This window comes from Thermolongibacillus altinsuensis (assembly GCF_004341205.1).
GTDB classification, from domain to species: domain Bacteria; phylum Bacillota; class Bacilli; order Bacillales; family Anoxybacillaceae; genus Thermolongibacillus; species Thermolongibacillus altinsuensis.
Map to the genome: position 1 here is coordinate 188,016 of NZ_SLUL01000005.1, position 25,077 is coordinate 213,092.

Consider the following 25,077-nt stretch of genomic DNA (forward strand, 5'->3'; position numbering starts at 1 on the left):
GTGAATTCATTGAAATTCATTAGCTTGTTAGGAGCGACAGGCTCGATTGGAATGCAAACGTTGGATGTTATTCGTTCGCATCCAGATGAATTTCGCCTTGTTGCCATGTCAGTAGGGCGAAATATTGATCGCGCTCGCGAGATTATTGAGGAATTTTCTCCGCGCATTGTTTCTGTTGCAGATGAGGAAAATTTCAAAAAGCTGAAAAGTGAATATAAAGGGAAAGTAGACGTATGTTTCGGGGAAGACGGATTGATTGAAGTGGCAACTTATGATCAAGCGCACATGGTCGTGAGTGCCGTTGTGGGAAGCGTTGGTTTAGTACCAACCTTAAAAGCAATTGAAGCAAAAAAAACGATTGCGTTAGCCAATAAAGAAACGTTAGTGACTGCTGGTCACCTTGTGATGAGAGAAGCGAAAAAACATGGTGTCGACATCTTGCCGGTTGACAGTGAGCATTCTGCTATTTTTCAATGTTTACAAGGAGAAAAGAAAAAAAACATTGAAAAAATTATTTTAACAGCTTCAGGTGGAAGTTTTCGCGATCGAACGAGAGAACAACTAAAAAACGTAACAGTAGCCGAGGCGTTACGCCATCCGAATTGGTCCATGGGAGCCAAAATTACAATCGATTCGGCAACCATGATGAATAAAGGATTGGAAATAATTGAAGCACATTGGCTTTTCCAATTACCTTATGAACAAATCGATGTTCTGTTACATAGAGAAAGTATTATTCATTCGCTTGTTCAATTTCATGATGGCAGCGTGATTGCCCAACTCGGCACCCCAGATATGCGTGTTCCGATTCAATATGCATTGACGTACCCAGATCGTTTGCCATTGCCAACAACCAAACGTTTGAATTTGGCAGAGGTTGCTACACTTCATTTTCAAACGGTGGACTTTGATCGCTATCGTTGTTTAAAATTTGCATATGAGGCAGGAAAAATTGGTGGAACGATGCCGACGGTTTTAAATGCTGCCAATGAAGAGGCGGTTGCAGCGTTTTTATCAGAAAAAATTTCTTTTCTGGCGATTGAAGAACTCATTGAACGAGCGATGGAGCGTCATGTTCCAATCATGGAACCAGACCTTCTCGCCATACGTGAAACGGATCAGGAAACGCGTGATTACGTGAAATCACTACTAACATAAAAGGTGGTTGGAAAATTGAATACGGTTATTGCTTTTGTTATTATTTTTGGCGCCCTTGTTTTCTTTCATGAACTTGGACATTTAATCTTCGCAAAACGAGCCGGAATTTTATGCCGAGAGTTTGCGATTGGTTTCGGTCCGAAAGTATTTTCATTTAAAAAAGGCGAAACGGTTTACACGATTCGTCTTTTACCGCTCGGCGGATTTGTGCGGATGGCGGGCGAAGACCCCGAAATGATTGATGTCAAACCGGGTCAGCTTGTCGGGTTGTTGTTTGACAAAAATGGAAAAGTGAATAAAATTATTGTCAATCATAAAGACGAATATCCTGAAGCGAAAGTAATTGAAGTAGAACGAGCAGACTTAGAGCATGAACTTTACATTGAGGGCTATGAAAGAGATCATGAACAATTGGAACGGTTTGAATTAAGTGAACCAGCTTATTTCGTCATGAATCGCGAAGAAATTCAAATTGCTCCGTATCATCGCCAATTTGCTTCAAAAACACTAGGGCAACGTACAATGGCCATTTTTGCAGGACCGTTAATGAACTTTATTTTGGCTTTTATCATTTTTGTGGCGATTGGGATGTTACAAGGCTATCCTGTTAATAAGCCGATCATTGGTGAATTGACGAATAATGGTTCGGCTATGAAAGCAGGATTACAACAACATGATGTGGTCCTTTCCATTAACGGTCAATCGGTATCTACATGGACGGATGTAGTGGAGATTATTCGCAATAACCCAGAAAAAGAATTGTTATTTAAAGTGAAACGAAATAATGAAATTCTCGATATTGCGGTAACACCAGAAGCCAAAGAAGTCCAAGGCGAAACGATTGGCTTGATCGGCGTCTATGGCCCGATGGAAAAATCGTTTTTTGGAGCATTTAAGCAAGGAGCGATCGAAACGTACTATTGGACGAAGGAAATTATTGTTGGGTTAGGGCATTTATTGACAGGACAATTTTCGTTTGATATGTTATCCGGACCTGTTGGCATTGCCGTATCTACACATAAAGTAGCTCAATCAGGAGTGTATTATTTAATGAAATGGGGCGCGATTTTAAGCATTAACCTAGGCATTATCAATTTGCTGCCAATTCCAGCTCTTGATGGAGGGCGGCTTACCTTTTTTGCCATTGAAGCATTGCGCGGAAAGCCAATTGATCGTCAAAAAGAAGGACTTGTTCATTTTATCGGCTTTGCGTTGTTAATGCTTTTAATGCTTGTTGTTACTTGGAATGATATTCAAAAGTTTTTCTTATAAAAATTTCAAAGAAGTAAGAGGTGCAAGAGATGAAACAGAGCATGTCGTTTATTCCAACGTTGCGTGAAGTGCCAGCTGATGCTGAAATTAAAAGCCATCAGTTGTTGCTTCGAGCGGGATTTATTCGTCAAAACGCAAGCGGGGTATATAGCTTTTTACCGCTTGGGAAGCGTGTTTTGCAAAAAATTGAAGCGATTATTCGCGAAGAGATGGAGCGGGCGGGAGCCGTTGAATTGCTCATGCCAGCCTTGCAACAAGCAGAGCTATGGCAAGAATCTGGACGCTGGTATTCTTACGGTCCAGAATTAATGAGACTGAAAGATCGCCATGATCGCGATTTTGCTCTTGGAGCAACACATGAGGAAGTCATTACGGCGCTTGTTCGTGATGAAATTAAATCGTATAAACGTCTTCCGCTCATTCTTTATCAAATTCAAACGAAGTTCCGCGATGAAAAACGTCCTCGTTTTGGATTGTTACGCGGTCGTGAATTTGTGATGAAAGATGCCTATTCTTTCCATACATCACAAGAAAGCTTAGATGAAGTGTACAATAAAATGTATGAAGCTTATGCAAACGTGTTTCGACGTTGCGGCTTAAACTTCCGAGCTGTTATTGCTGACTCTGGAGCGATGGGCGGAAAAGATACACATGAATTTATGGTTCTTTCCGATGTTGGCGAAGATACAATCGCCTATTCAGATGCTTCGGACTATGCGGCAAACATTGAAATGGCTCCTGTAATTGTAACGTATGAGCGCAGCGATGAACCGTATGAGCCATTAGTGAAAGTTCACACGCCAGAGCAAAAATCAATCGAAGAAGTAAGCAGCTTTTTAAATGTGCCGAAAGAAAAATGCATTAAGTCGTTACTCTTTAAAGTGGACGGACGTTTTGTTCTCGTTTTAGTGCGCGGCGATCATGAAGTAAACGAAGTAAAAGTGAAAAACTTATTGGAAGCAACGATCGTTGAACTGGCAACACCAGAGGAAACAAAAAAGCTTATGAAGTGTGAAGTCGGTTCACTAGGACCGATTGGTGTTCCAGAAGAAGTGACGGTCATTGCTGACCATGCCGTCAAAGCGATTGCGAACGGCGTATGCGGCGCAAACGAAGAACACTATCATTATACAGGTGTGAATGCCGATCGTGATTTTTCTGTTCAGCAATACGCTGATTTGCGTTTTATTCAAGAAGGAGACCCTTCTCCAGATGGAAAGGGAACGATTCGTTTTGCGAGAGGAATTGAAGTAGGTCACGTATTTAAATTGGGGACTCGCTATAGCGAAACAATGAATGCGATGTACTTAGACGAAAATGGACGAATGCAGCCAATGATTATGGGATGTTACGGAATCGGCGTTTCACGCACATTAGCGGCCATTGCTGAACAATATAACGATGAACACGGACTTGTTTGGCCTGTTGCGGTGGCTCCTTTCCATATTCATCTTATTTCGGTTAATCCGAAGATTGATGATCAACGTCAGTTAGCCGATGATTTATATGAAAAACTGCAAAAAGAAGGATTTGAAGTATTGTACGATGATCGTGCGGAACGTCCAGGGGTCAAATTCGCCGATAGCGATTTAATCGGCCTTCCAGTTCGCGTTACGGTAGGAAAGCGTGCAAGTGAAGGAATTGTTGAAATCAAAATTCGCCGAACAGGTGAAACGGAAGAAGTCCATGTTTCACAATTGACTGAAACGTTACGTCGGTATTTATCATAGTTGCACATAAGGGGCCATATCCCTTAAGTAGCTTTCACTACTTTTGGGACAGCCCCTTCTACTGTTATAAAGGAAGCGAGGGAAAAGCATGGCATTATCAGCGGAGCAAAAAGAACGATTTTCAGTTCTTTTACAGCAGTTAGAACTTGCTTCTTCGGATTTTGCTCACTACTTTACAGATGCAGGAATTCAAAAAGTGGTCATTGAAAAAGAAAAAAGACGTTGGCATTTTTACTTGCTATTGCCTTCTATTTTACCTGCCCATATTTATGCATTATTTATGCAACGGTTAAGCGAAAAGTTTCGTCATATTGCTGATGTCAAATGCACAATCGAAGCAAGGAACACTTCTTTTAACGAAAAGGAAATTCTTTCGTATTGGCCTGTTTTTGTCGAACAGTTAAATCAAATTTCGTCTCCGCTTGTCACGTTACTAGCTGAACAACAGCCTTCTGTACGTGGAACGAAATTGATTGTGTTCGTTCGCAACGATGCAGAGGCGATTGCGGTTAAAAAGCGATTTTCTCAGTTGCTTGCCGAAACGTACCGTTCGTTTGGGTTCCCTCCTTTGCAGCTAGAAACAGAAGTGCGTCATGATCAAGAAGAGTATGAACAATTTTTAGCACAAAAACAAAAAGAAGATGAAGAGCGAGCTCTAGCTGCGCTCACAGAAGCCGCTGCTAAACCTTCTAGCGATGAAGCAATCCAAGCAGAAGAAAGCGGTCCGCTTGTAATCGGGTATCACATTAAAGAGGAAGAAGAAATTCGTCCGCTTGATCAAATTGTTGATGAAGAGCGTCGCGTTGTTGTGCAAGGATATGTTTTTGATGCAGAGGCAAAAGAACTAAAAAGCGGGCGAACGCTTTTAACATTGAAAATAACCGATTATACAAACTCGATTCTCGTCAAAATGTTTTCTCGCGATAAAGAAGATGCACAATTGATGCATCAAATTAAAAAAGGAATGTGGGTTAAAGTAAGAGGAAGCGTACAAAATGACACATTTGTGCGCGATCTCGTTTTAATTGCGAACGATATTAACGAAATAAAGCCGCAAGAGCGTCAAGATACGGCTCCGGAAAATGAAAAAAGAGTTGAATTGCATTTGCATACACCGATGAGTCAGATGGATGCCGTTACGCCTGTGAGCAAGCTGATTGAACAAGCAAAAAAATGGGGACATCCAGCGATTGCGATCACGGATCATGCAGTTGTCCAATCTTTCCCGGAAGCATACAATGCTGGGAAAAAATACGGAATGAAAATATTATATGGACTAGAAGCCAATATTGTTGATGACGGTGTTCCAATTGCTTATAATGAAGCGCACCGTTTATTATCTGAGGATACATTTGTTGTTTTTGACGTGGAAACGACGGGGCTTTCCGCTGTGTATGATACGATTATCGAGTTAGCGGCGGTTAAGGTGAAAAATGGCGAAATTATTGACCGGTTTGAGTCGTTTGCCAACCCTCATCACCCGCTCTCTGCAACAACGATTGAGTTAACAAAAATTACAGACGATATGTTAAAAGACGCACCGGATGTTGAAGAAGTTCTTGAGAAATTTTACCATTGGATTGGCGATTGTGTACTCGTAGCTCATAACGCTAGCTTCGATATCGGATTTTTAAATGTAGGATTCAAAAAAATCGGCCGCGGAAAAGTAACAAATCCGGTCATTGATACACTTGAATTGGCACGCTTTTTATATCCAGAATTAAAAAATCATCGTTTAAACACGCTTTGTAAAAAATTTAATATTGAATTGGTACAGCATCACCGCGCGATTTATGATGCGGAGGCGACTGGCTACCTCCTCGTTCATTTATTAAAAGACGTTCAGGAAAAAGGAATTTTGTATCATGATGAACTAAACAAAGCGTCGAGTGAACAAGGTGGATATCAACGTTCAAGACCGTTTCATGCCACATTGCTTGTTCAAAATGATGTCGGGTTGAAAAACTTGTTCAAACTCGTTTCATTTTCTCATATTCATTATTTTTATCGTGTTCCACGTATTCCGCGCTCTGTATTGCAAAAATATCGTGAAGGAATTCTTGTCGGTTCCGGGTGTGACAAAGGCGAAGTTTTTGAAGCGATGATGCAAAAAGGAATCGAAGAAGCCGAAAAGTTAGCGACATTTTATGATTTTCTAGAAGTTCATCCGCCAGATGTCTATAAGCCGCTCATTGAAATGGAGTATGTACGCGACGAAGCGGCATTGCGTCAAATTATTACGAATATCGTGCAATTAGGTGAAAAGCTTCGCATTCCTGTTGTGGCAACAGGAAATGTTCACTATTTAAATCGTGAAGATAAAATTTATCGTAAAATCTTAATTCACTCACAATCAGGGGGAAACCCGCTTAACCGTCATGAACTGCCGGATGTTTATTTTCGCACAACGAATGAAATGCTCGAAGCGTTTGCGTTTCTTGGAGAAGAAAAAGCAAAAGAAATCGTTGTGACGAACACGCAAAAAATCGCAAACATGATTGAAGAAGTGAAGCCGATTAAAGACGAACTATATACACCAAAAATTGAAGGAGCAGACGAAGAAATTCGCCGAATGAGCTATGAGCGGGCGAAAAGCATTTATGGCGATCCGCTTCCTGAAATTGTAGAAAAGCGGCTTGAAAAAGAATTAAAAAGCATCATTGGACATGGCTTTGCGGTCATTTACTTAATTTCGCATAAGCTTGTGAAAAAATCGTTAGATGATGGATATCTTGTTGGTTCACGTGGTTCGGTTGGTTCTTCATTTGTAGCGACAATGACTGAAATTACAGAAGTGAATCCTCTTCCGCCGCATTATGTTTGTCCAAATTGTAAGCATTCGGAATTCTTCGATGACGGTTCGGTCGGTTCAGGTTTTGACTTGCCTGATAAAAACTGTCCAAAATGCGGTACGCGCTATAATAAAGATGGCCATGATATTCCGTTTGAAACGTTCCTTGGTTTCAAAGGAGATAAAGTACCGGATATTGATTTAAACTTCTCAGGAGAATATCAACCACGAGCACATAACTACACGAAAGTGCTGTTCGGCGAAGATAATGTTTATCGCGCAGGAACGATCGGTACTGTGGCGGATAAAACGGCCTATGGCTTTGTCAAAGCTTATGTCAATGATCACAATCTCCAGTTGCGCGGAGCCGAAATCGATCGCTTAGCAGCAGGATGTACAGGGGTGAAACGAACAACAGGACAGCACCCAGGAGGAATCATCGTTGTTCCTGATTATATGGATATTTATGATTTTTGCCCGATTCAATATCCTGCGGATGATACAAGCGCTGAATGGAGAACAACGCATTTTGATTTCCATTCCATTCATGACAACTTACTGAAATTAGATATTCTCGGCCACGATGATCCGACCGTTATTCGCATGCTGCAAGATTTAAGCGGAATTGACCCAAAAACGATTCCGACAGATGATCCGGAAGTCATGAAAATTTTCAGCAGTACAGAATCGCTCGGGGTTACGCCAGAACAAATTATGTGCAATACGGGGACATTAGGTATTCCGGAGTTTGGTACGCGATTTGTGCGCCAAATGTTAGAAGAAACAAAACCGAAAACATTTTCTGAACTTGTGCAAATTTCTGGTCTTTCCCATGGCACAGACGTATGGCTCGGCAATGCGCAAGAACTCATTCAAAACGGAACATGCACATTGTCTGAAGTCATCGGTTGCCGCGATGATATTATGGTTTATTTAATTTATCGCGGCTTAGAACCATCTTTAGCGTTTAAAATTATGGAATCTGTCCGCAAAGGAAAAGGACTAACACCAGAATTTGAAGAGGAAATGCGGAAACATAACGTCCCTGAATGGTACATTGAATCATGTAAAAAAATTAAATACATGTTCCCGAAAGCCCACGCCGCTGCGTATGTGTTAATGGCGGTACGAATTGCTTATTTCAAAGTCCATCATCCGCTTCTTTATTACGCTTCTTATTTCACTGTACGCGCGGAAGATTTTGATTTAGATGCCATGATTCAAGGTTCTGCGGCCATTCGGAAGCGAATTGAAGAAATTAATGCCAAAGGGCTCGATGCATCACCAAAAGAAAAAAGTTTACTAACCGTGCTAGAAGTTGCATTAGAAATGTGCGAACGCGGTTTTTCGTTCAAAAATATTGACCTGTATCGTTCGCAGGCGACGGAATTTGTCATCGATGGCAACTCGCTCATTCCGCCGTTTAATGCGATCCCAGGCCTTGGTACAAACGTAGCCTTAAACATCGTTCGCGCAAGAGAAGAAGGGGAATTTTTATCGAAAGAAGATTTGCAACAGCGCGGGAAAGTATCGAAAACGATTTTAGAATATCTCGAAAGCCGCGGTTGTTTGGATTCTTTACCAGATCACAACCAGCTTTCGCTTTTCTAAGCGAGTTGCAATTTTTCTGCCAATATGTTATAGTTTTAGTGGAAATGGTAAAGATAATCTACGGAAAGAGTGGGGAAACCCACTCTTTCGCATTGATTTGGCTTTTATCGATCAATGATTCCCTGCGTTTACAGCAAGGGATTTTCTTCATTATGGAGACATGCGGTTAGGAGGAAACAAATGAAAAAAGTCACAGAAATCGTTGAGGAGCTTGTGACACCGATTCTTGATGAAATGAACTTAGAACTAGTCGACATTGAATATGTGAAAGAAGGTAAAAATTGGTTCCTTCGCGTTTTTATTGATTCAGAAACAGGTGTAGATATCGAACAGTGTGGAATGGTTAGCGAACAATTAAGTGAAAAATTGGATGAAGTCGATCCAATTCCGTACAACTATTTTCTAGAGGTATCGTCACCGGGGGCAGAGCGCCCGCTGAAAAAAGCAGCTGATTTTGAACGTGCTGTCGGTAAAAATATTTACGTAAAAACATATGAACCGATTGAAGGAGAAAAAGAATTTGAAGGATTGCTTGTCGGTTTTGATGGAGATACGGTGACAATGGAAGTCAAACATAAAACAAAGAAAAAGACGATCGCCATTCCATATAAGAAAATTGCAAGCGCAAGACTTGCTATTATCTTTTTCTAATCATTTTTAAAGGGGGACTACCGTTTCATGAACACGGAATTGTTAGATGCCTTAGCTGCGCTGGAGAGAGATAAGGGCATTAGTAAAGATGTGTTGATTGAGGCCATTGAGGCGGCGATTGTATCCGCTTATAAACGCAACTTCAATCAAGCGCAAAACGTGCGCGTTGATTTTAACCAAGAAACAGGGACGATCCGCGTTTTTGCACGCAAAGAAGTTGTTGAAGAAGTATACGATACCCGCTTAGAAATTGCTTTAGAAGAGGCACGGCGCATCAATCCGAATTATCAAGTTGGCGATATTGTCGAAATCGAAGTGACACCAAGAGATTTTGGACGCATTGCGGCTCAAACAGCGAAACAGGTTGTTACGCAGCGCGTTCGCGAAGCAGAACGCGGCGTTATTTATGCAGAATTTGTTGATCGCGAAGAAGATATTATGACTGGAATCGTGCAGCGTACCGACTCAAAATTTATTTATGTCAGCCTTGGCAAGATTGAGGCGCTTTTGCCTGTAAGTGAACAAATGCCAAACGAAACTTACAAACCGCATGATCGCATTAAAGTGTATATTACAAAAGTAGAAAAGACGACAAAGGGTCCGCAAATTTATGTATCGCGAACACATCCAGGATTGCTTAAACGCCTTTTTGAACTTGAAGTTCCGGAAATTTATGATGGAACAGTTGAAATTAAATCCATTGCTCGTGAAGCTGGAGATCGCTCAAAAATTTCGGTTCACTCTGACAATCCAGAAGTGGATCCGGTTGGTGCGTGTGTCGGTCCAAAAGGGCAGCGCGTTCAAGCGATTGTGAATGAGTTGAAAGGTGAAAAAATCGACATTGTTCGCTGGTCTGCTGATCCGGTTGAATTTGTAGCGAACGCATTGAGTCCATCGAAAGTGCTCGATGTCATTGTCCACGAAGAAGAAAAAGCGACAACGGTCATCGTTCCTGATTATCAATTGTCACTGGCGATCGGAAAACGAGGACAAAATGCTCGTTTAGCGGCGAAATTAACCAATTGGAAAATCGATATTAAAAGTCAATCGGAGGCAGAAAAATTAGGGATTTATCCTCGTTCTTCATCACTTGTGGTCGATCGTCATGAAGATGAGTCGCTTGATTTGGAAAACAATGAAGCCGAGTGAGGGGTGAGAAAAAGATGGCAACTCACAAAAAAGTTCCGTTGCGCAAATGTGTCGTAACGGGAGAAATGAAGCCGAAGAAAGAACTCATCCGCATCGTTCGTTCAAAAGAAGGAATCGTATCGATTGATCCAACAGGAAAAAAACCGGGTCGCGGCGCTTATTTAACATTAGATAAAGAATGTATTTTATTAGCAAAAAAGAAAAACATTTTAGCACATCACTTAAAAGCAGAAGTCGATGATTCGATTTATGAAGAGTTGTTGCAGTTAGCCGAGAAGGAGACCGGTACAGAAGATGAACAATAAAAAATGGGCTTCCTTACTCGGATTGGCTAATCGAGCACGGAAAGTCATTTCTGGCGAAGAACTTGTTGTGAAAGAAATTCAACGCGGACGTGCAAAGCTCGTCATCCTTTCTGAAGATGCGTCTGACAATACAAAGAAAAAAATTACGGATAAATGTACGTTCTATCGCGTTCCGCTTTGTAAAGTAGCGGATCGTTATGAGCTTGGATGGGCGATCGGAAAGGGAGCGAGAGTGGTTGTCGCCGTTATTGACGAAGGGTTTGCAAAAAAATTGCAAACAATGCTCTAACATTTTGGGGGTGAATCTATGTCAAAGATGCGTGTGTATGAGTACGCAAAAAAGCATAATCTTTCTAGTAAAGATGTCATTCATAAATTAAAAGAGATGGATATTGAAGTTTCCAATCATATGGCAATGATCGAATCGGATGTTGTTGAAAAATTAGATCGTTCATTTAATCAAAAAGAAGAACCAAAAGTACAAGAAAAACCAAAAGTACAAGAAAAACAACCAGTAAAGAAAACTGTCGTTGAAGAGTTCGATGATGATGATGCCGTAATTCAAAAGAAAGTTCCGATTAAAAAAGGCGGAGCGAAAAATCGCGAAGGGAAAAAACACGACTTGCAAATTCAACAACAAGAAAAGAAAATTTTCAATAACAAAAAAAATAAGAATAAAAATAAAAAACAAAAACCGCAGCAAGCTCAAGCTCCGCAACAAGAAATGCAAAAGAAAAAAGAAAAAGAGCTTCCGAAAAAGATTACATTTGAAGGTTCTTTAACCGTTGCCGAATTAGCGAAAAAACTTGGAAAAGAGCCATCAGAAATTATTAAAAAATTATTTATGCTCGGCGTTATGGCAACGATCAACCAAGAATTAGATAAAGATGCGATTGAACTTATTTGTTCTGATTATGGAGTCGAAGTGGAAGAAAAGGTTACAATTGATGAAACCGATTTTGAATCGATCGAAATTGTCGACGATCCTGAAGATTTAGTAGAACGACCACCAGTTGTCACCATCATGGGACACGTTGACCACGGAAAAACAACGCTTCTTGACTCCATTCGTCATACAAAAGTGACCGAGCAAGAAGCGGGAGGAATTACGCAACATATTGGTGCTTATCAAGTCGTTGTAAACGGCAAAAAAATTACGTTCTTAGACACTCCAGGACACGAAGCGTTTACAACGATGCGGGCAAGAGGTGCACAAGTAACAGATATTGTTGTTCTTGTTGTCGCAGCGGATGATGGTGTCATGCCGCAAACGGTGGAAGCGATTAATCACGCGAAAGCGGCGAACGTTCCAATTATTGTTGCGGTCAACAAAATCGATAAACCAACAGCGAATCCAGAACGCGTCATGCAAGAGTTGATGGAATATAACCTCATTCCGGAAGAATGGGGCGGCGATACAATTTATTGCAAACTCTCTGCTTTAACAGGCGAAGGAATTGACCATTTATTAGAAATGATTCTTCTTGTTAGTGAAATGGAGGAGCTTAAGGCGAATCCAAATCGTCGTGCGACAGGAACAGTCATCGAAGCAAAACTAGATAAAGGTCGCGGACCAGTGGCCACATTGCTCGTTCAATCTGGAACATTGCGCGTCGGTGATCCGATTGTCGTTGGATGCACATATGGTCGTGTGCGGGCAATGACAAACGATGTTGGTCGTCGCGTGAAAGAAGCAGGTCCTTCCATGCCAGTCGAAATTACAGGATTAAACGAAGTGCCACAAGCAGGCGACCGTTTTATGGTATTTGAAGATGAGAAAAAAGCGCGTCAAATTGGTGAAGCGCGTGCACAAAAACAATTGATGCAGCAGCGAACAATGAAAACGCGCGTAAGCCTTGACGACTTGTTTGAACAAATTAAACAAGGAGAAATGAAAGAACTAAACCTTATTGTGAAAGCGGATGTTCAAGGTTCCGTTGAAGCGTTAGTAGCGGCGCTGCAAAAAATTGATGTCGAAGGAGTTCGAGTGAAAATTATCCATACGGGTGTCGGTGCGATTACAGAGTCTGATATTATTTTAGCTTCGGCATCAAATGCGATTGTCATCGGCTTTAATGTTCGTCCAGACGCCAATGCGAAACGTGTTGCTGAATCCGAAAAGGTTGACATTCGTCTACACCGCATTATTTATAAAGTGATTGAAGAGATTGAAGCAGCGATGAAAGGAATGCTTGACCCTGAATACGAAGAAAAAGTAATCGGTCAGGCAGAAGTTCGTCAAACATTTAAAGTATCAAAAGTCGGAACGATTGCAGGTTGCTATGTGACAGAGGGTAAAATTACGCGCGATAGCAGCGTTCGCCTCATTCGCCAAGGTGTTGTCATTTATGAAGGGCAAGTTGACACGCTCAAACGTTTCAAAGACGATGTCAAAGAAGTCATGCAAGGTTACGAATGTGGCTTGACAATTAAAAACTTCAATGACATTAAAGAAGGCGACATTATTGAGGCGTACATTATGCAGGAAGTCGAACGGAAATGATTGGCTACGTTCAATGCGAATGTATCATTTATGATGTACAATCGTTAAAAGAAAAGCGAGCCGTGTTACAGCGCATTGTCACACGGCTCAAACAAAAATATAATGTATCAGTAGCAGAAATTGATTTTCAAGATACTTGGCAGCGCACAAAGCTCGGTATTGTCTCTATTACAGCCAATCGCACGGCAACCGAGCAGGAACTGCATCGTGCATTGCAAATGATTGATTCGTTTCCGGAGATTGAACGTACCATTACTACGTTCGAATGGTTTTAATTGTTGCGAGGTGATCAAGATGAGCAATTTGCGCGCAACTCGTGTTGGTGAGCAAATGAAAAAAGAGTTAAGTGACATTATCGGTCGCAAAATTAAAGACCCGCGCATCGGTTTTGTCACGGTAACGGATGTTCGCGTAACGGGGGATTTGCAGCAAGCAAAAGTATATATTTCTGTTCTTGGTGATGAAGAACAAAAGAAAAATACGCTAAAAGGCTTAGCGAAAGCGACAGGATTTATTCGATCTGAAATTGGCCAACGAATCCGCTTGCGCAAAACACCAGAAATTTATTTTGAAATTGATGAATCGATTGACTATGGTATGCGCATCGAAAGTTTAATCAAACAAATTTCGCAAGAAAAAGAAAATAAAGAAGATAAAGAGAATAAAGAAGAGTAATGGATAGACATTCGTCTATCCATTTCCATTATCGAGGAGTGGCTATAAATGGACGGTGTATTGTTGCTGAATAAACCGATCGGGATGACTTCTCATGATTGTGTGATGAAAATTAGAAAAATGTTTAAAACAAAAAAAGTAGGTCACACCGGAACATTAGATCCAGACGTTTCAGGGGTTTTGCCCATTTGCATCGGCAAAGCAACAAAAATTGTAGAATTTTTAACGGCCGAGCGTAAAACGTATGAAGGAGAAGTCACATTAGGCGTGGCGACAACGACAGAAGATGCTTCTGGAGAGGTTGTTGCTGAAAGAAAAATCGAGCGTCCGTTGACGCGAAAGGAAATTTTAAGCGCATTGGAAAAGTTAACGGGAGAAATTGAACAAATTCCACCCATGTATTCAGCTATTAAAGTAAATGGAAAAAAGTTATATGAATATGCGCGAGCGGGAATTGAAATCGAACGACCGAAACGCAAAGTGACTGTTTACGAACTCGAATTGTTAGATAACCGTGAACAGTTTATGGGCGAAACGATTTCATTTCGTTTTCGTGTGACATGTAGTAAAGGTACATACGTTCGAACTTTAGCGGTGATGATTGGTGAACAATTAGGCTATCCAGCTCACATGTCTGATCTCATTCGTACGGCTTCTGGCTCATTTACGCTTGAGCAATGCGTCACCTTTGAACAAATTGAACAAAAAATGAACGAAAATGCACATCAAGATCTGTTATTATCCATTGAACAAGCGCTTTCTCATTTGCCGAAATACGAAATAAGTGATAAAGTAGCAGAGAAAGTAAAAAATGGTGCTGTTTTACCTGCGCCGAGCACGTTTCAAGAAAAAATGCTTGTTGTGAATGCGCACCATGAAGCGTTGGCGTTATACATTCCTCATCCGACGAAACCGAATTACATCAAACCATTAAAAGTGTTTTAAAAGTGGAATTATAGAAGGTGAAGATATGAAAACAGTATGGATTTCCCATCCGCCGTCCGTCAAAAAAAGTGAGCTTCCGCCGACCGTTATGGCGCTCGGTTTTTTCGACGGCGTTCATCTTGGTCATCAAAAAGTAATTCAAACAGCAAAAGAAATTGCTGAAGAAAAGGGATATGCAAGCGCAGTCATGACGTTTCATCCGCACCCATCGGTTGTATTGGGCAAATCAGAACAACATATTCGCTTCATTACGCCCCTAAAAGAAAAAGAAAAATGGATCGAAAAGCTAGGCATAGACTATTTATACATTGTTGAATTTACACCATCGTTTGCAGAGTTATTGCCGCAACAATTTGTCGACCAATACATTATTGATTTCCATGTCAAACATGTTGTAGCAGGTTTTGATTTTACATACGGTCGACTTGGAAAAGGAACGATGGAAACGATGCCTTTCCATTCGCGTGAGCAATTTACACAAACGGTCGTCCCTAAACAGACGTTTGGGGATCAAAAAGTAAGCTCAACCTATATACGGCATTTGTTAAAAGAAGGAGAAGTTGAGAAATTGCCGTTTTTACTTGGCCGTTTTTATACGTTGACAGGAATGGTTGTTCATGGAGATAAGCGCGGTCGAACGATTGGATTCCCGACGGCCAATATTGCTTTAACGGACGATTATATCATTCCGCGCACAGGTGTATACGCTGTTAGAGTGCACATGGATCAACAAACATGGGAAGGCGTATGCAATGTCGGTTATAAACCGACGTTTTATCGCGAAAAAGCGACGGAACCAACGATTGAAGTTCATATTTTTGATTTTTCAGATGATATTTATGGAAAAACAGTTGAAATTGAATGGCATAAACGTTTACGGAGCGAGCAGACTTTTGCTTCCGTTGATCATTTAGTGTCACAGATTAAACAAGATCAGCAAGAGGCGTTGAATTATTTTAAAAATAACCCTTGCATTTTCTCGAAAAAACAGGTATTCTAGATAATGTATGTAAAGCAACCATTGCTGGGCAAGACGATTCACCGACGTTTGCTCGGTAATTGGTGGTTTAAAAATGAGGAGGTGAATAAGGATGGCACTTACACAAGAACGTAAAAACGAGATCATCAACCAATTCAAAATTCACGAGACAGACACTGGTTCTCCAGAAGTGCAAATTGCTATCCTTACGGAAAAAATTAACAATTTGAATGAGCATTTGCGCGTTCATCGAAAAGACCATCATTCACGTCGCGGTCTTTTGAAAATGGTTGGTAAACGTCGTAACTTACTAACTTATTTGCGCAAAAAAGACATCACTCGTTATCGTGAATTGATTAACAAACTCGGATTACGTCGATAAGTAAAAAGCGGGAGCATTCCCGCTTTTTATTAGTATTTAAGCCGATATTTGATTATACTAACAATGGACTATACTGATAAAACAATCATTTTTCCTATTTGTACATAGAGAGGAGTACTTGTTTGTATGGAACAAGAAAAGCACGTGTTTTCTATAGACTGGGCTGGACGTCCATTAACCGTTGAAATCGGTCAACTAGCCAAACAAGCCAACGGTGCCGTGTTAGTTCGCTACGGCGACACGGTCGTGTTAAGTACGGCCACAGCGTCGAAAGAACCAAAAAATGTTGACTTTTTCCCGCTCACTGTGAATTACGAGGAGCGCTTATATGCGGTTGGGAAAATTCCAGGTGGTTTCATTAAAAGGGAAGGTCGTCCGAGCGAAAAAGCGATTTTAGCAAGCCGTTTAATTGACCGTCCAATTCGTCCGCTGTTTGCTGAAGGATTCCGAAATGAAGTGCAAATCGTTAGCATGGTGATGAGCGTTGATCAAGATTGTTCACCAGAAATGGCAGCGATGTTTGGTTCTTCACTTGCTTTAACGATTTCAGATATTCCATTTGAAGGGCCAATTGCAGGCGTAACGGTTGGACGAGTCGACGGTGAATTTGTCATCAACCCTTCTGTTGCCCAAATGGAAAAAAGTGACATGCACCTTGTTGTCGCTGGTACGAAAGATGCGATCAACATGGTAGAAGCTGGAGCGGATGAAGTACCAGAGGAAATTATGTTAGAAGCTATCATGTTCGGGCACGAAGAAATTAAACGTTTAGTCGCCTTTCAAGAAGAGATTGCTGCTAAAGTCGGAAAAGAAAAAATGGAAGTCGTTCTATATGAGCTTGATCCTCAACTTGAGGCGGAGATTCGCGAACTTGCAGAAGCTGATATTAAGCGTGCCGTTCAAGTGCCGGAGAAATTGGCTCGCGAGGCAGCGATTGATGAGGTAAAAGCAAACGTTCTCGCTAAATACGAGGAACAGGAAGCAGATGAAGAAACGTTAAAACAAGTGAACGAAATTTTACATAAACTTGTCAAAGAGGAAGTGCGCCGTCTCATTACGGAAGAAAAAATTCGTCCGGACGGCCGCAGAGTTGATGAAATTCGTCCGCTTTCGTCTGCTGTTGGGTTACTCCCACGCACACATGGTTCAGGGTTGTTTACGCGTGGACAAACACAAGCGCTTAGTGTTTGTACGCTAGGAGCGCTCGGAGACGTACAAATTTTGGATGGGCTTGGAATTGAAGAAACGAAACGGTTTATGCATCATTATAACTTCCCGCCATTTTCAGTCGGAGAAACAGGAGCGATGCGCGGGCCTGGTCGTCGTGAAATCGGTCATGGTGCGCTAGGTGAGCGAGCATTAGAACCTGTGATTCCATCGGAAAAAGAATTTCCATATACGATTCGTCTCGTTTCTGAAGTATTAGAATCGAACGGTTCGACATCACAAGCGAGCATTTGTGCAAGTACGTTAGCTATGATGGATGCAGGTGTTCCGATTAAAGCACCGGTTGCAGGAATTGCGATGGGACTCGTCAAAAATGGAGATCATTACACCATTTTAACAGATATCCAAGGCATAGAAGACCATCTTGGTGATATGGACTTTAAAGTAGCTGGAACAGAAAAAGGCGTGACAGCCCTGCAAATGGACATTAAAATTAAAGGATTGTCGCGCGAAATATTGGAAGAGGCGCTTCAACAAGCGAGAAAAGGACGCCTGGAAATTTTAAAACATATGATGCAAACCATTAGTGAGCCTCGCAAAGAGCTTTCAAAATATGCTCCGAAAATTTTAACGATGCAAATCAATCCAGAAAAGATTCGTGATGTTATTGGCCCAAGCGGAAAACAAATCAACAAGATTATTGAAGAAACGGGAGTCAAAATCGATATTGAGCAAGACGGAACGATTTTCATTTCATCTGTGAATGAGGAAATGAATCAAAAAGCGAAAAAAATGATCGAAGATGTTGTACGTGAAGTTGAAGTTGGAAAAGTGTATTTAGGAAAAGTAAAACGAATTGAAAAGTTTGGCGCATTTGTTGAGTTATTTAGTGGTAAAGATGGGCTTGTTCATATTTCTGAACTTGCCGAGGATCGTGTCGGCAGAGTGGAAGATGTTGTTGCAATCGGAGACGAAATTTTAGTAAAAGTAATGGAAATCGATAAACAAGGCCGTGTGAACTTATCACGAAAAGCGGCGTTACGCGATCAAAAAGATCAAAAAGAAGGGAAAAAACAATAATGAAGGAGCCTTGGGATAGAACCCCTTGGCTTCTTTGCTGTGCATGAAATTTTTGTTTCCACGTTCTACCCTGTCCAGCGTGTACATACGTTCTAATAGAAGGGGAGGGGAGAACGTGCGCCGAATTTTTTTGCTCAGTTTCATTTTTTTAGCTGCTATCGCAATTGTCCAAAATCCTTGGACGGAAATGTATATTCATCATTTACGTTTCGATTCAGAGGCGACAAAACAAACGGATCCACTTTATGTAGAAATGATGGAAAAATCCAAACAATACGAAATTCCGCCACAAGATGCTAAAATTGATCGAGTTTGGAAGGCGATTCCTGGCTATAACGGATTAAAGGTAGATATTAAAGCTTCTTATAAAAATATGAAAACGCTCGGAAAGTTTGACGCGAAGCAGCTTGTGTATCAACAAGTCTCACCGAATATTCATCTTTCTGATTTACCACCATCGCCTATTTATCGCGGTCATCCTGATAAGCCCATGGTTGCTTTTTTAATTAACGTTGCATGGGGAAATGAATACATTCCTGATATGCTTCATACTTTACAAAAGCATCGAATTCATGCCACGTTTTTTTTAGAAGGGAGATGGGCGAAAGAGCATCCAGAAATGGCGAAAATGATTGCGGATGCTGGGCATGAAATTGGGAATCATTCGTATAATCATCCCGATTTAAAAGTGATGAGCAATGATGAGATTCGTGAACAACTGGTAAAAACAAACGAAATGATCGAAGCGACGACAGGAGTGAAGTGTCGCTGGTTTGCTCCGCCAAGCGGGAGCTATCGCGATGATGTCGTCAAAATTGCTCATGAACTTGGAATGAGAACCATTATGTGGAGCGTCGATACAATTGATTGGCAAAAACCAGCACCTTCTGTTATAGTGGAACGAGTAGTATCTAAAGTTCATAACGGTGCGCTTATTTTAATGCACCCAACGTTATCAACGTCCAAAGCTTTAGATTCGTTGATCGTTTCGATTAAGCAAAAAGAATATGAAATTGGCAATGTGTCTACATTATTAAACGAGGAAAGAATTGTAAAAAATAGGAGGAGCGAACTTGATTAGAACATATACGTGTCAAAATGGGGTAAGAGTTGTACTAGAGCATATTCCAACTGTTCGATCTGTTGCCATTGGCATTTGGATCGGCACTGGTTCTCGAAATGAAAACGAGCAAAATAACGGCATTTCTCATTTTCTTGAACATATGTTCTTTAAAGGAACGACCACGCGTACTGCGCGTGAAATTGCTGAATCGTTTGACCGAATCGGCGGTCAAGTCAATGCGTTTACATCGAAAGAATATACGTGTTACTATGCAAAAGTATTGGATAACCATGCGAACTTTGCTTTAGAAATGTTAGCGGATATGTTTTTCCATTCTACATTCGTGGATGAAGAACTGCAAAAAGAAAAAAATGTCGTGCTCGAAGAAATTAAAATGTATGAAGATACACCAGATGATCTTGTGCATGATTTATTGAGCAAGGCGAGCTATCAAAATCATCCGCTTGGTTATCCGATTTTAGGAACAGAACAAACGTTAGCAACATTTACAGGGGATACGTTGCGTCAATACATGCAAGAGACGTACACTCCTGATCGCGTTGTCATTTCTGTTGCAGGAAATGTAGATGACACGTTTATTAAAGAAATTGAAAAATATTTTGGTTCATTTACAACGAAACAAACAAACCAACCACTCACACCACCTACTTTTTATCCGAATAAAATCGCTCGTCAAAAGGACACTGAACAAGTACATTTATGCATTGGGTTCAACGGTTTGCCGGTTGGTCATGATGACATTTACAGCCTCATTATTTTAAACAATATTTTAGGCGGAAGCATGAGCAGTCGTTTATTCCAAGAAGTGCGTGAACAACGTGGGCTTGCTTATTCAGTGTTCTCATACCACTCCGCTTATCAAGACAGCGGGATGTTAACGATTTATGGAGGAACAGCAAGCCATCAATTAGATGTTTTATTTGAAACAATCAAAGAAACGGTGCAAAAATTGAAGGAAGATGGAATTACACAAAAAGAGCTCGAAAACAGTAAAGAGCAAATGAAAGGGAACTTAATGTTAAGCCTAGAAAGCACAAACAGCCGCATGAGCCGAAATGGAAAGAATGAGTTGCTTTTAGGACGTCAACGTTCTCTAGATGAAATCATTGAAAGTATTGATCAAGTCACAAAAGAAAGCGTCGATCGTATAGCAAAAACGATCTTTTCTGAAGATTTTTCGCTTGCGCTCATTAGTCCTGAAGGAGAATTGCCAAAAAGCCTGTAAGTTTCAACACTTACAGGCATTTTTTTACGTATTCCCTCTTACAATAATAGAGAGGGGGGCTCGTGTATGCGGTTAAGTGAACTGAGCGGCAAAGAAATTGTTGATATGAAGCGTGCGGAACGATTAGGAGTGTTAGGGCAAACAGATTTAGAGATTAATGAAAAAACAGGACAAATTCAAGCGCTTATTATTCCGACAACCAAATGGTTTGGATTTCGGAAAGAAGGAAATGAAATACGCGTTCCGTGGGGTTATGTGAAAAAAATAGGGGCAGATATGATTCTGATCGACTTTCCAGATGAATAACGCGACACCGACAAGTTCGGTGTCTTTTTTTATTTATTTTTTATTTACTCACCGTTTTACCGTTTTTTTCATAAGATGTGAGAGTAGCAAGGATAGGCCAAAAACTAGTTTTAAGAGGGTGAATCGATTCATGTTGACAGGAATGCATGTCGCTGTCATTGGTGGAGACGCCCGACAGCTTGAAGTTATTCGCAAATTGACAGAACTTGATGTGAAACTATCGCTCATTGGTTTTGATCAATTGGATCACGGTTTTACAGGGGCATCGAAAGTGAAAATAGATGAGGTTGATTTCTCGGATGTTGATGCGATCGTTTTACCTGTTCATGGCACAAATATGGAGGGTGAAATCAACACGATTTTTTCAAATGAAAAAGTCGTTTTAACTGAACCATTGCTTCGCCAAACGCCGAATCATTGCACCGTTTATTCAGGAATTAGCAATGATTACTTAGATGGGTTAATTACAATAACGGGTCGCAAACACGTTCAATTATTCGAACGAGACGATGTAGCGATTTATAACTCCATTCCAACAGTTGAAGGAACGATTATGATGGTGATTCAACATACAGATTTTACGATTCATGGTTCGCGCGTCGCTGTGTTAGGTTTAGGTCGAGTGGGGATGAGCGTCGCTCGGACTTTTGCTTCCTTAGGTGCTCGCGTCAAAGTAGGAGCACGGCGGTCGGAACATATTGCTCGAATTACAGAAATGGGACTTGAGCCTTTTCATTTAAATGATTTAGAAAATAATGTAAAAGATATCGATGTTTGCATCAACACCATTCCTCACATGATTGTGACCGCTAGCGTCATTTCCAAAATGCCTGCCCATACATTGATTGTTGATTTAGCATCTAAGCCTGGTGGCACCGACTTTCGGTACGCTGAAAAACGCGGAATTAAAGCTTTGCTTGCACCGGGGCTTCCAGGAATTGTGGCGCCGAAAACAGCTGGACAAATTGTTGCAAACGTCCTTTCTCAACTTCTTTCTGATGACTTAAAAAAACGAAAGGAGAATAAAAAATGACTTTAAAAGGAAAACGAATTGGATTCGGTTTAACAGGTTCACACTGCACATATGATGCGGTGATGCCTGAAATTGAAAAGCTAATTGTTGCGGGAGCAGAGGTATTGCCGATTGTTTCCTATACTGTGCAAACAACAAATACACGCTTTGGCAAAGGGGAAGATTGGATCAAAAGGTTAGAAGAGATGACAGGAAATAAAGTCATTGATACAATTGTAAAAGCAGAGCCGCTCGGACCGAAAATTCCGCTTGACTGCATGGTAGTTGCTCCATTGACAGGGAATTCAATGAGCAAACTTGCCAATGCGATGACGGATTCACCTGTATTAATGGCCGCGAAGGCGACGATGCGCAATCATCGTCCAGTTGTAGTCGGCATTTCCACAAATGATGCACTGGGTTTAAACGGTGTAAACTTAATGCGACTCATGTCTGCGAAAAATATTTACTTCATTCCGTTCGGTCAAGATGCACCGTTTACCAAACCGAATTCGATGGTGGCAAAAATGTCGTTGTTAAAAGAGACGGTGGAAGCCGCGTTAGAAGGGCGACAATTACAACCTGTCATCATCGAAACATTTCGTGAAGATGGTTAATAAATAAACATGGAAAAGAAATTTTATGCATGATTAAAAATTTTTTCTCTCCTTTACAAATGAATATGCTAAAATAAATGTTATTAAAATTGTGCTATATGAGTTGGAAGGGGAATGAAAGATGGAACAAAAAGGATTGCATGTTGCTGTTGTTGGTGCTACAGGGGCAGTCGGTCAACAAATGTTGCAAACATTAGAAAAAAGAAATTTTCCACTCGCCAAATTATCGCTTCTTTCTTCTGAACGTTCAGCTGGAAAAAAAGTCATGTTCAAAGGCACCGAAATTGAAGTGCAGGTGGCAAAACCAGAAAGCTTTGAAGGGGTCCATATCGCCTTGTTTAGCGCTGGAGGCTCCGTATCGAAACAATTAGCCCCAGAAGCTGTTAAGCGTGGAGCGGTTGTCATTGATAATACAAGCGCGTTTCGAATGGAAGAAAATGTTCCGCTCGTTGTACCAGAGGTGAACGAGGAAGACTTAAAATGGCATAACGGCATTATTGCGAATCCAAACTGCTCAACGATTCAAATGGTTGTAGCTCTTGAGCCGATTCGAAAAGCGTTTGGATTGAAAAGAGTGATTGTTTCTACTTATCAAGCGGTATCTGGAGCAGGTGCCCAAGCACTTGAAGAATTGAAAACACAGGCGGAAAAAATGTTAAAAGGGGAAGAAGTAACGCCGGAAATTTTGCCGGTAAAATCAGAATCAAAGCATTATCCAATCGCATTTAATGCGATTCCGCAAATTGATAAATTCCAAGAAAATGGTTTTACATTTGAAGAGATGAAAATGATCAATGAAACGAAGAAAATTATGCATATGCCTGACTTAGAAGTAGCGGCTACATGCGTTCGCATTCCAGTTATGACTGGGCATTCTGAATCCGTTTATATCGAAGTGGAAAAAGAAGGCGTTTCTGTTGAAGAAATGAAAGCTGTTTTAAAAGATGCACCAGGTGTTGTTTTACAAGATGATCCAAGTGAACAACTTTATCCAATGCCTCTTTATGCAGCAGGAAAAAATGATGTATTTGTCGGCCGCATTCGCAAAGATTTAAATCGCGAAACAGGCTTCCATTTATGGATTGTTTCCGATAATCTTTTAAAAGGAGCGGCATGGAACTCTGTTCAAATTGCAGAAAGCCTATTAAAATTAGGACTCATTCAAGCGTAAAATTCGCATCGAGGTGTTTACATTGAAGATCATTGTTCAAAAATTTGGAGGAACCTCTGTTCGAGATGAACATGGACGGAATCTGGCACGAAAACATATCGAGAAAGCTTTAAATGATGGGTATAAAGTGGTTGTGGTTGTTTCCGCGATGGGGCGAAAAGGAGATCCGTATGCGACCGATACGTTGCTTAGCCTCGTCGACGGAAGCAACGCATGCATTACAAAGCGTGAACAAGATATGTTAATGGCTTGCGGCGAAATTATTTCAAGCGTTGTATTTACGAATATGCTAAACAAACACGGAATCAAGGCAACGGCTTTAACAGGAGCCCAAGCGGGGTTCCGGACGAATGACGATCATACGAATGCCAAAATTATCGAAATGCGTTGTGAACGACTATTAAACGAGTTAAAAGAGCACGATGTTGTTGTCGTTGCTGGATTTCAAGGCGCCGCAAAAAATGGCGATGTGACAACCATTGGACGCGGTGGAAGCGATACATCTGCCGCTGCGTTAGGTGCTGCATTAAATGCGGAATGGATTGACATTTTTACCGATGTTGAAGGGGTCATGACAGCGGATCCGCGTATCGTGAAAAACGCTCGTCCGCTTGATGTTGTCACTTATACGGAAATTTGCAACATGGCTTATCAAGGAGCAAAAGTCATTCATCCGCGTGCGGTTGAAATTGCGATGCAGGCAAAGGTGCCGATTCGTATTCGTTCCACTTACTCCGATTCTCCAGGAACGCTTGTTACATCATTAGGGAAAAAGGGAAGCGACATAAAAGAACGGCTCGTGACAGGAATTGCCCATGTTGCAAACATTACGCAAATTAAAGTGTTTGCAAAAGAGGGACGCTATGATTTGCAAGCGGAAGTATTTAAAGCGATGGCAAATGAAGGAATTAGTGTAGATTTTATTAATATTTCGCCAAATGGAGTCGTTTATACGGTTTCGAGCGATTTAGCGGATCGGGCGATTCAAGCTTTGAAAAAACTTGGATATGATCCTGTCGTCACGCGGGGATGTGCAAAAGTATCGACCGTTGGCGCAGGAATTGCCGGCGTACCAGGAGTTACAGCGAAAATTGTGACAGCATTGTCAGAGAAAGGAATTCAAATTTTGCAATCAGCCGATAGCCATACAACGATTTGGGTGCTGGTCAAAGAAGAGGACTTAGAAAAAGCTGTAAATGCGTTACATGATGCATTTCATCTATCTGAAGAACCACTCAAAACTGAACAATATGATTTTAGTTAG

The 25,077-nt window shown here is 41.1% G+C and carries 22 protein-coding genes; all 22 read left to right on the top strand.

The annotated features are described in order from the left end of the window. The 22 genes from dxr (at window position 1) to dapG (ending at window position 25,077) form a co-directional block, all read left to right on the top strand. Window positions 1-1,158 carry a 1-deoxy-D-xylulose-5-phosphate reductoisomerase gene (dxr, locus tag EDD69_RS06625; RefSeq protein ID WP_132948174.1) on the top strand — a complete coding sequence of 386 codons (1,158 nt, stop codon included), beginning with the start codon at window positions 1-3 and terminating at the stop codon, window positions 1,156-1,158. 15 nt (window positions 1,159-1,173) lie between these two features. After that, window positions 1,174-2,430: an RIP metalloprotease RseP gene (gene rseP, locus EDD69_RS06630; RefSeq protein WP_132948175.1), complete on the top strand. Its 1,257-nt coding sequence runs from the start codon at window positions 1,174-1,176 to the stop codon at window positions 2,428-2,430. Window positions 2,431-2,459: 29 nt separating this feature from the next. Continuing rightward, window positions 2,460-4,160 carry a proline--tRNA ligase gene (locus tag EDD69_RS06635; RefSeq protein WP_132948176.1) on the top strand — a complete coding sequence of 567 codons (1,701 nt, stop codon included), beginning with the start codon at window positions 2,460-2,462 and terminating at the stop codon, window positions 4,158-4,160. A gap of 88 nt (window positions 4,161-4,248) precedes the next feature. After that, entirely contained in the window at window positions 4,249-8,562 is a 4,314-nt protein-coding gene (locus tag EDD69_RS06640; RefSeq protein ID WP_132948177.1) for a PolC-type DNA polymerase III, read from the top strand. A gap of 180 nt (window positions 8,563-8,742) precedes the next feature. Beyond that, complete coding sequence (gene rimP / locus EDD69_RS06645) at window positions 8,743-9,213, top strand: ribosome maturation factor RimP (protein WP_132948178.1); 471 nt, start codon at window positions 8,743-8,745, stop codon at window positions 9,211-9,213. A gap of 27 nt (window positions 9,214-9,240) precedes the next feature. Next, complete coding sequence (gene nusA, locus EDD69_RS06650) at window positions 9,241-10,362, top strand: transcription termination factor NusA (RefSeq protein ID WP_132948179.1); 1,122 nt, start codon at window positions 9,241-9,243, stop codon at window positions 10,360-10,362. Between the two features lie 14 nt (window positions 10,363-10,376). Further along, window positions 10,377-10,667, top strand: coding sequence for an RNase P modulator RnpM (rnpM, locus tag EDD69_RS06655; protein ID WP_132948180.1), 291 nt, complete (start codon window positions 10,377-10,379; stop codon window positions 10,665-10,667). Beyond that, a complete protein-coding gene (locus EDD69_RS06660; protein ID WP_132948181.1) occupies window positions 10,657-10,956 on the top strand; it encodes a YlxQ family RNA-binding protein in 300 nt (99 codons plus the stop codon). The genes rnpM and EDD69_RS06660 overlap by 11 nt, the downstream gene beginning before the upstream one ends. Before the next feature lie 18 nt (window positions 10,957-10,974). Beyond that, window positions 10,975-13,170: a translation initiation factor IF-2 gene (infB, locus tag EDD69_RS06665; protein ID WP_132948182.1), complete on the top strand. Its 2,196-nt coding sequence runs from the start codon at window positions 10,975-10,977 to the stop codon at window positions 13,168-13,170. Continuing rightward, the gene (locus EDD69_RS06670) at window positions 13,167-13,445 is read left to right on the top strand and encodes a DUF503 domain-containing protein (protein ID WP_132948183.1); all 279 of its coding nucleotides are present in this window, start codon (window positions 13,167-13,169) and stop codon (window positions 13,443-13,445) included. The genes infB and EDD69_RS06670 overlap by 4 nt, the downstream gene beginning before the upstream one ends. Before the next feature lie 19 nt (window positions 13,446-13,464). After that, window positions 13,465-13,845 (top strand): 30S ribosome-binding factor RbfA, encoded by a 381-nt coding sequence (gene rbfA, locus EDD69_RS06675; RefSeq protein WP_132948184.1) that lies wholly within the window; start codon window positions 13,465-13,467, stop codon window positions 13,843-13,845. A gap of 48 nt (window positions 13,846-13,893) precedes the next feature. Then, window positions 13,894-14,790, top strand: a complete 897-nt coding sequence (truB, locus tag EDD69_RS06680; protein WP_132948185.1) for a tRNA pseudouridine(55) synthase TruB — start codon at window positions 13,894-13,896, stop codon at window positions 14,788-14,790. 25 nt (window positions 14,791-14,815) lie between these two features. Then, on the top strand, window positions 14,816-15,790 hold the full coding sequence (ribF, locus tag EDD69_RS06685; protein WP_132948186.1) for a bifunctional riboflavin kinase/FAD synthetase: 975 nt from the start codon (window positions 14,816-14,818) through the stop codon (window positions 15,788-15,790). Window positions 15,791-15,881: 91 nt separating this feature from the next. Beyond that, complete coding sequence (gene rpsO, locus EDD69_RS06690) at window positions 15,882-16,151, top strand: 30S ribosomal protein S15 (protein WP_132948187.1); 270 nt, start codon at window positions 15,882-15,884, stop codon at window positions 16,149-16,151. A 126-nt stretch (window positions 16,152-16,277) separates the two neighbouring features. Then, the gene (gene pnp, locus EDD69_RS06695; protein ID WP_132948188.1) at window positions 16,278-18,398 is read left to right on the top strand and encodes a polyribonucleotide nucleotidyltransferase; all 2,121 of its coding nucleotides are present in this window, start codon (window positions 16,278-16,280) and stop codon (window positions 18,396-18,398) included. Between the two features lie 115 nt (window positions 18,399-18,513). Beyond that, the gene (locus tag EDD69_RS06700) at window positions 18,514-19,479 is read left to right on the top strand and encodes a polysaccharide deacetylase family protein (RefSeq protein WP_424565338.1); all 966 of its coding nucleotides are present in this window, start codon (window positions 18,514-18,516) and stop codon (window positions 19,477-19,479) included. Then, a complete protein-coding gene (locus EDD69_RS06705; protein WP_132948189.1) occupies window positions 19,472-20,707 on the top strand; it encodes a M16 family metallopeptidase in 1,236 nt (411 codons plus the stop codon). The genes EDD69_RS06700 and EDD69_RS06705 overlap by 8 nt, the downstream gene beginning before the upstream one ends. 66 nt (window positions 20,708-20,773) lie before the next feature. After that, window positions 20,774-21,013 (top strand): YlmC/YmxH family sporulation protein, encoded by a 240-nt coding sequence (locus EDD69_RS06710; protein WP_132948190.1) that lies wholly within the window; start codon window positions 20,774-20,776, stop codon window positions 21,011-21,013. A gap of 130 nt (window positions 21,014-21,143) precedes the next feature. Continuing rightward, window positions 21,144-22,046, top strand: coding sequence for a dipicolinic acid synthetase subunit A (dpaA, locus tag EDD69_RS06715; protein ID WP_132948191.1), 903 nt, complete (start codon window positions 21,144-21,146; stop codon window positions 22,044-22,046). Further along, the gene (locus EDD69_RS06720; protein WP_132948192.1) at window positions 22,043-22,642 is read left to right on the top strand and encodes a dipicolinate synthase subunit B; all 600 of its coding nucleotides are present in this window, start codon (window positions 22,043-22,045) and stop codon (window positions 22,640-22,642) included. The genes dpaA and EDD69_RS06720 overlap by 4 nt, the downstream gene beginning before the upstream one ends. Before the next feature lie 121 nt (window positions 22,643-22,763). Next, entirely contained in the window at window positions 22,764-23,813 is a 1,050-nt protein-coding gene (gene asd, locus EDD69_RS06725) for an aspartate-semialdehyde dehydrogenase (protein ID WP_132948193.1), read from the top strand. Window positions 23,814-23,835: 22 nt separating this feature from the next. After that, window positions 23,836-25,077 (top strand): aspartate kinase, encoded by a 1,242-nt coding sequence (dapG, locus tag EDD69_RS06730; RefSeq protein ID WP_132948194.1) that lies wholly within the window; start codon window positions 23,836-23,838, stop codon window positions 25,075-25,077.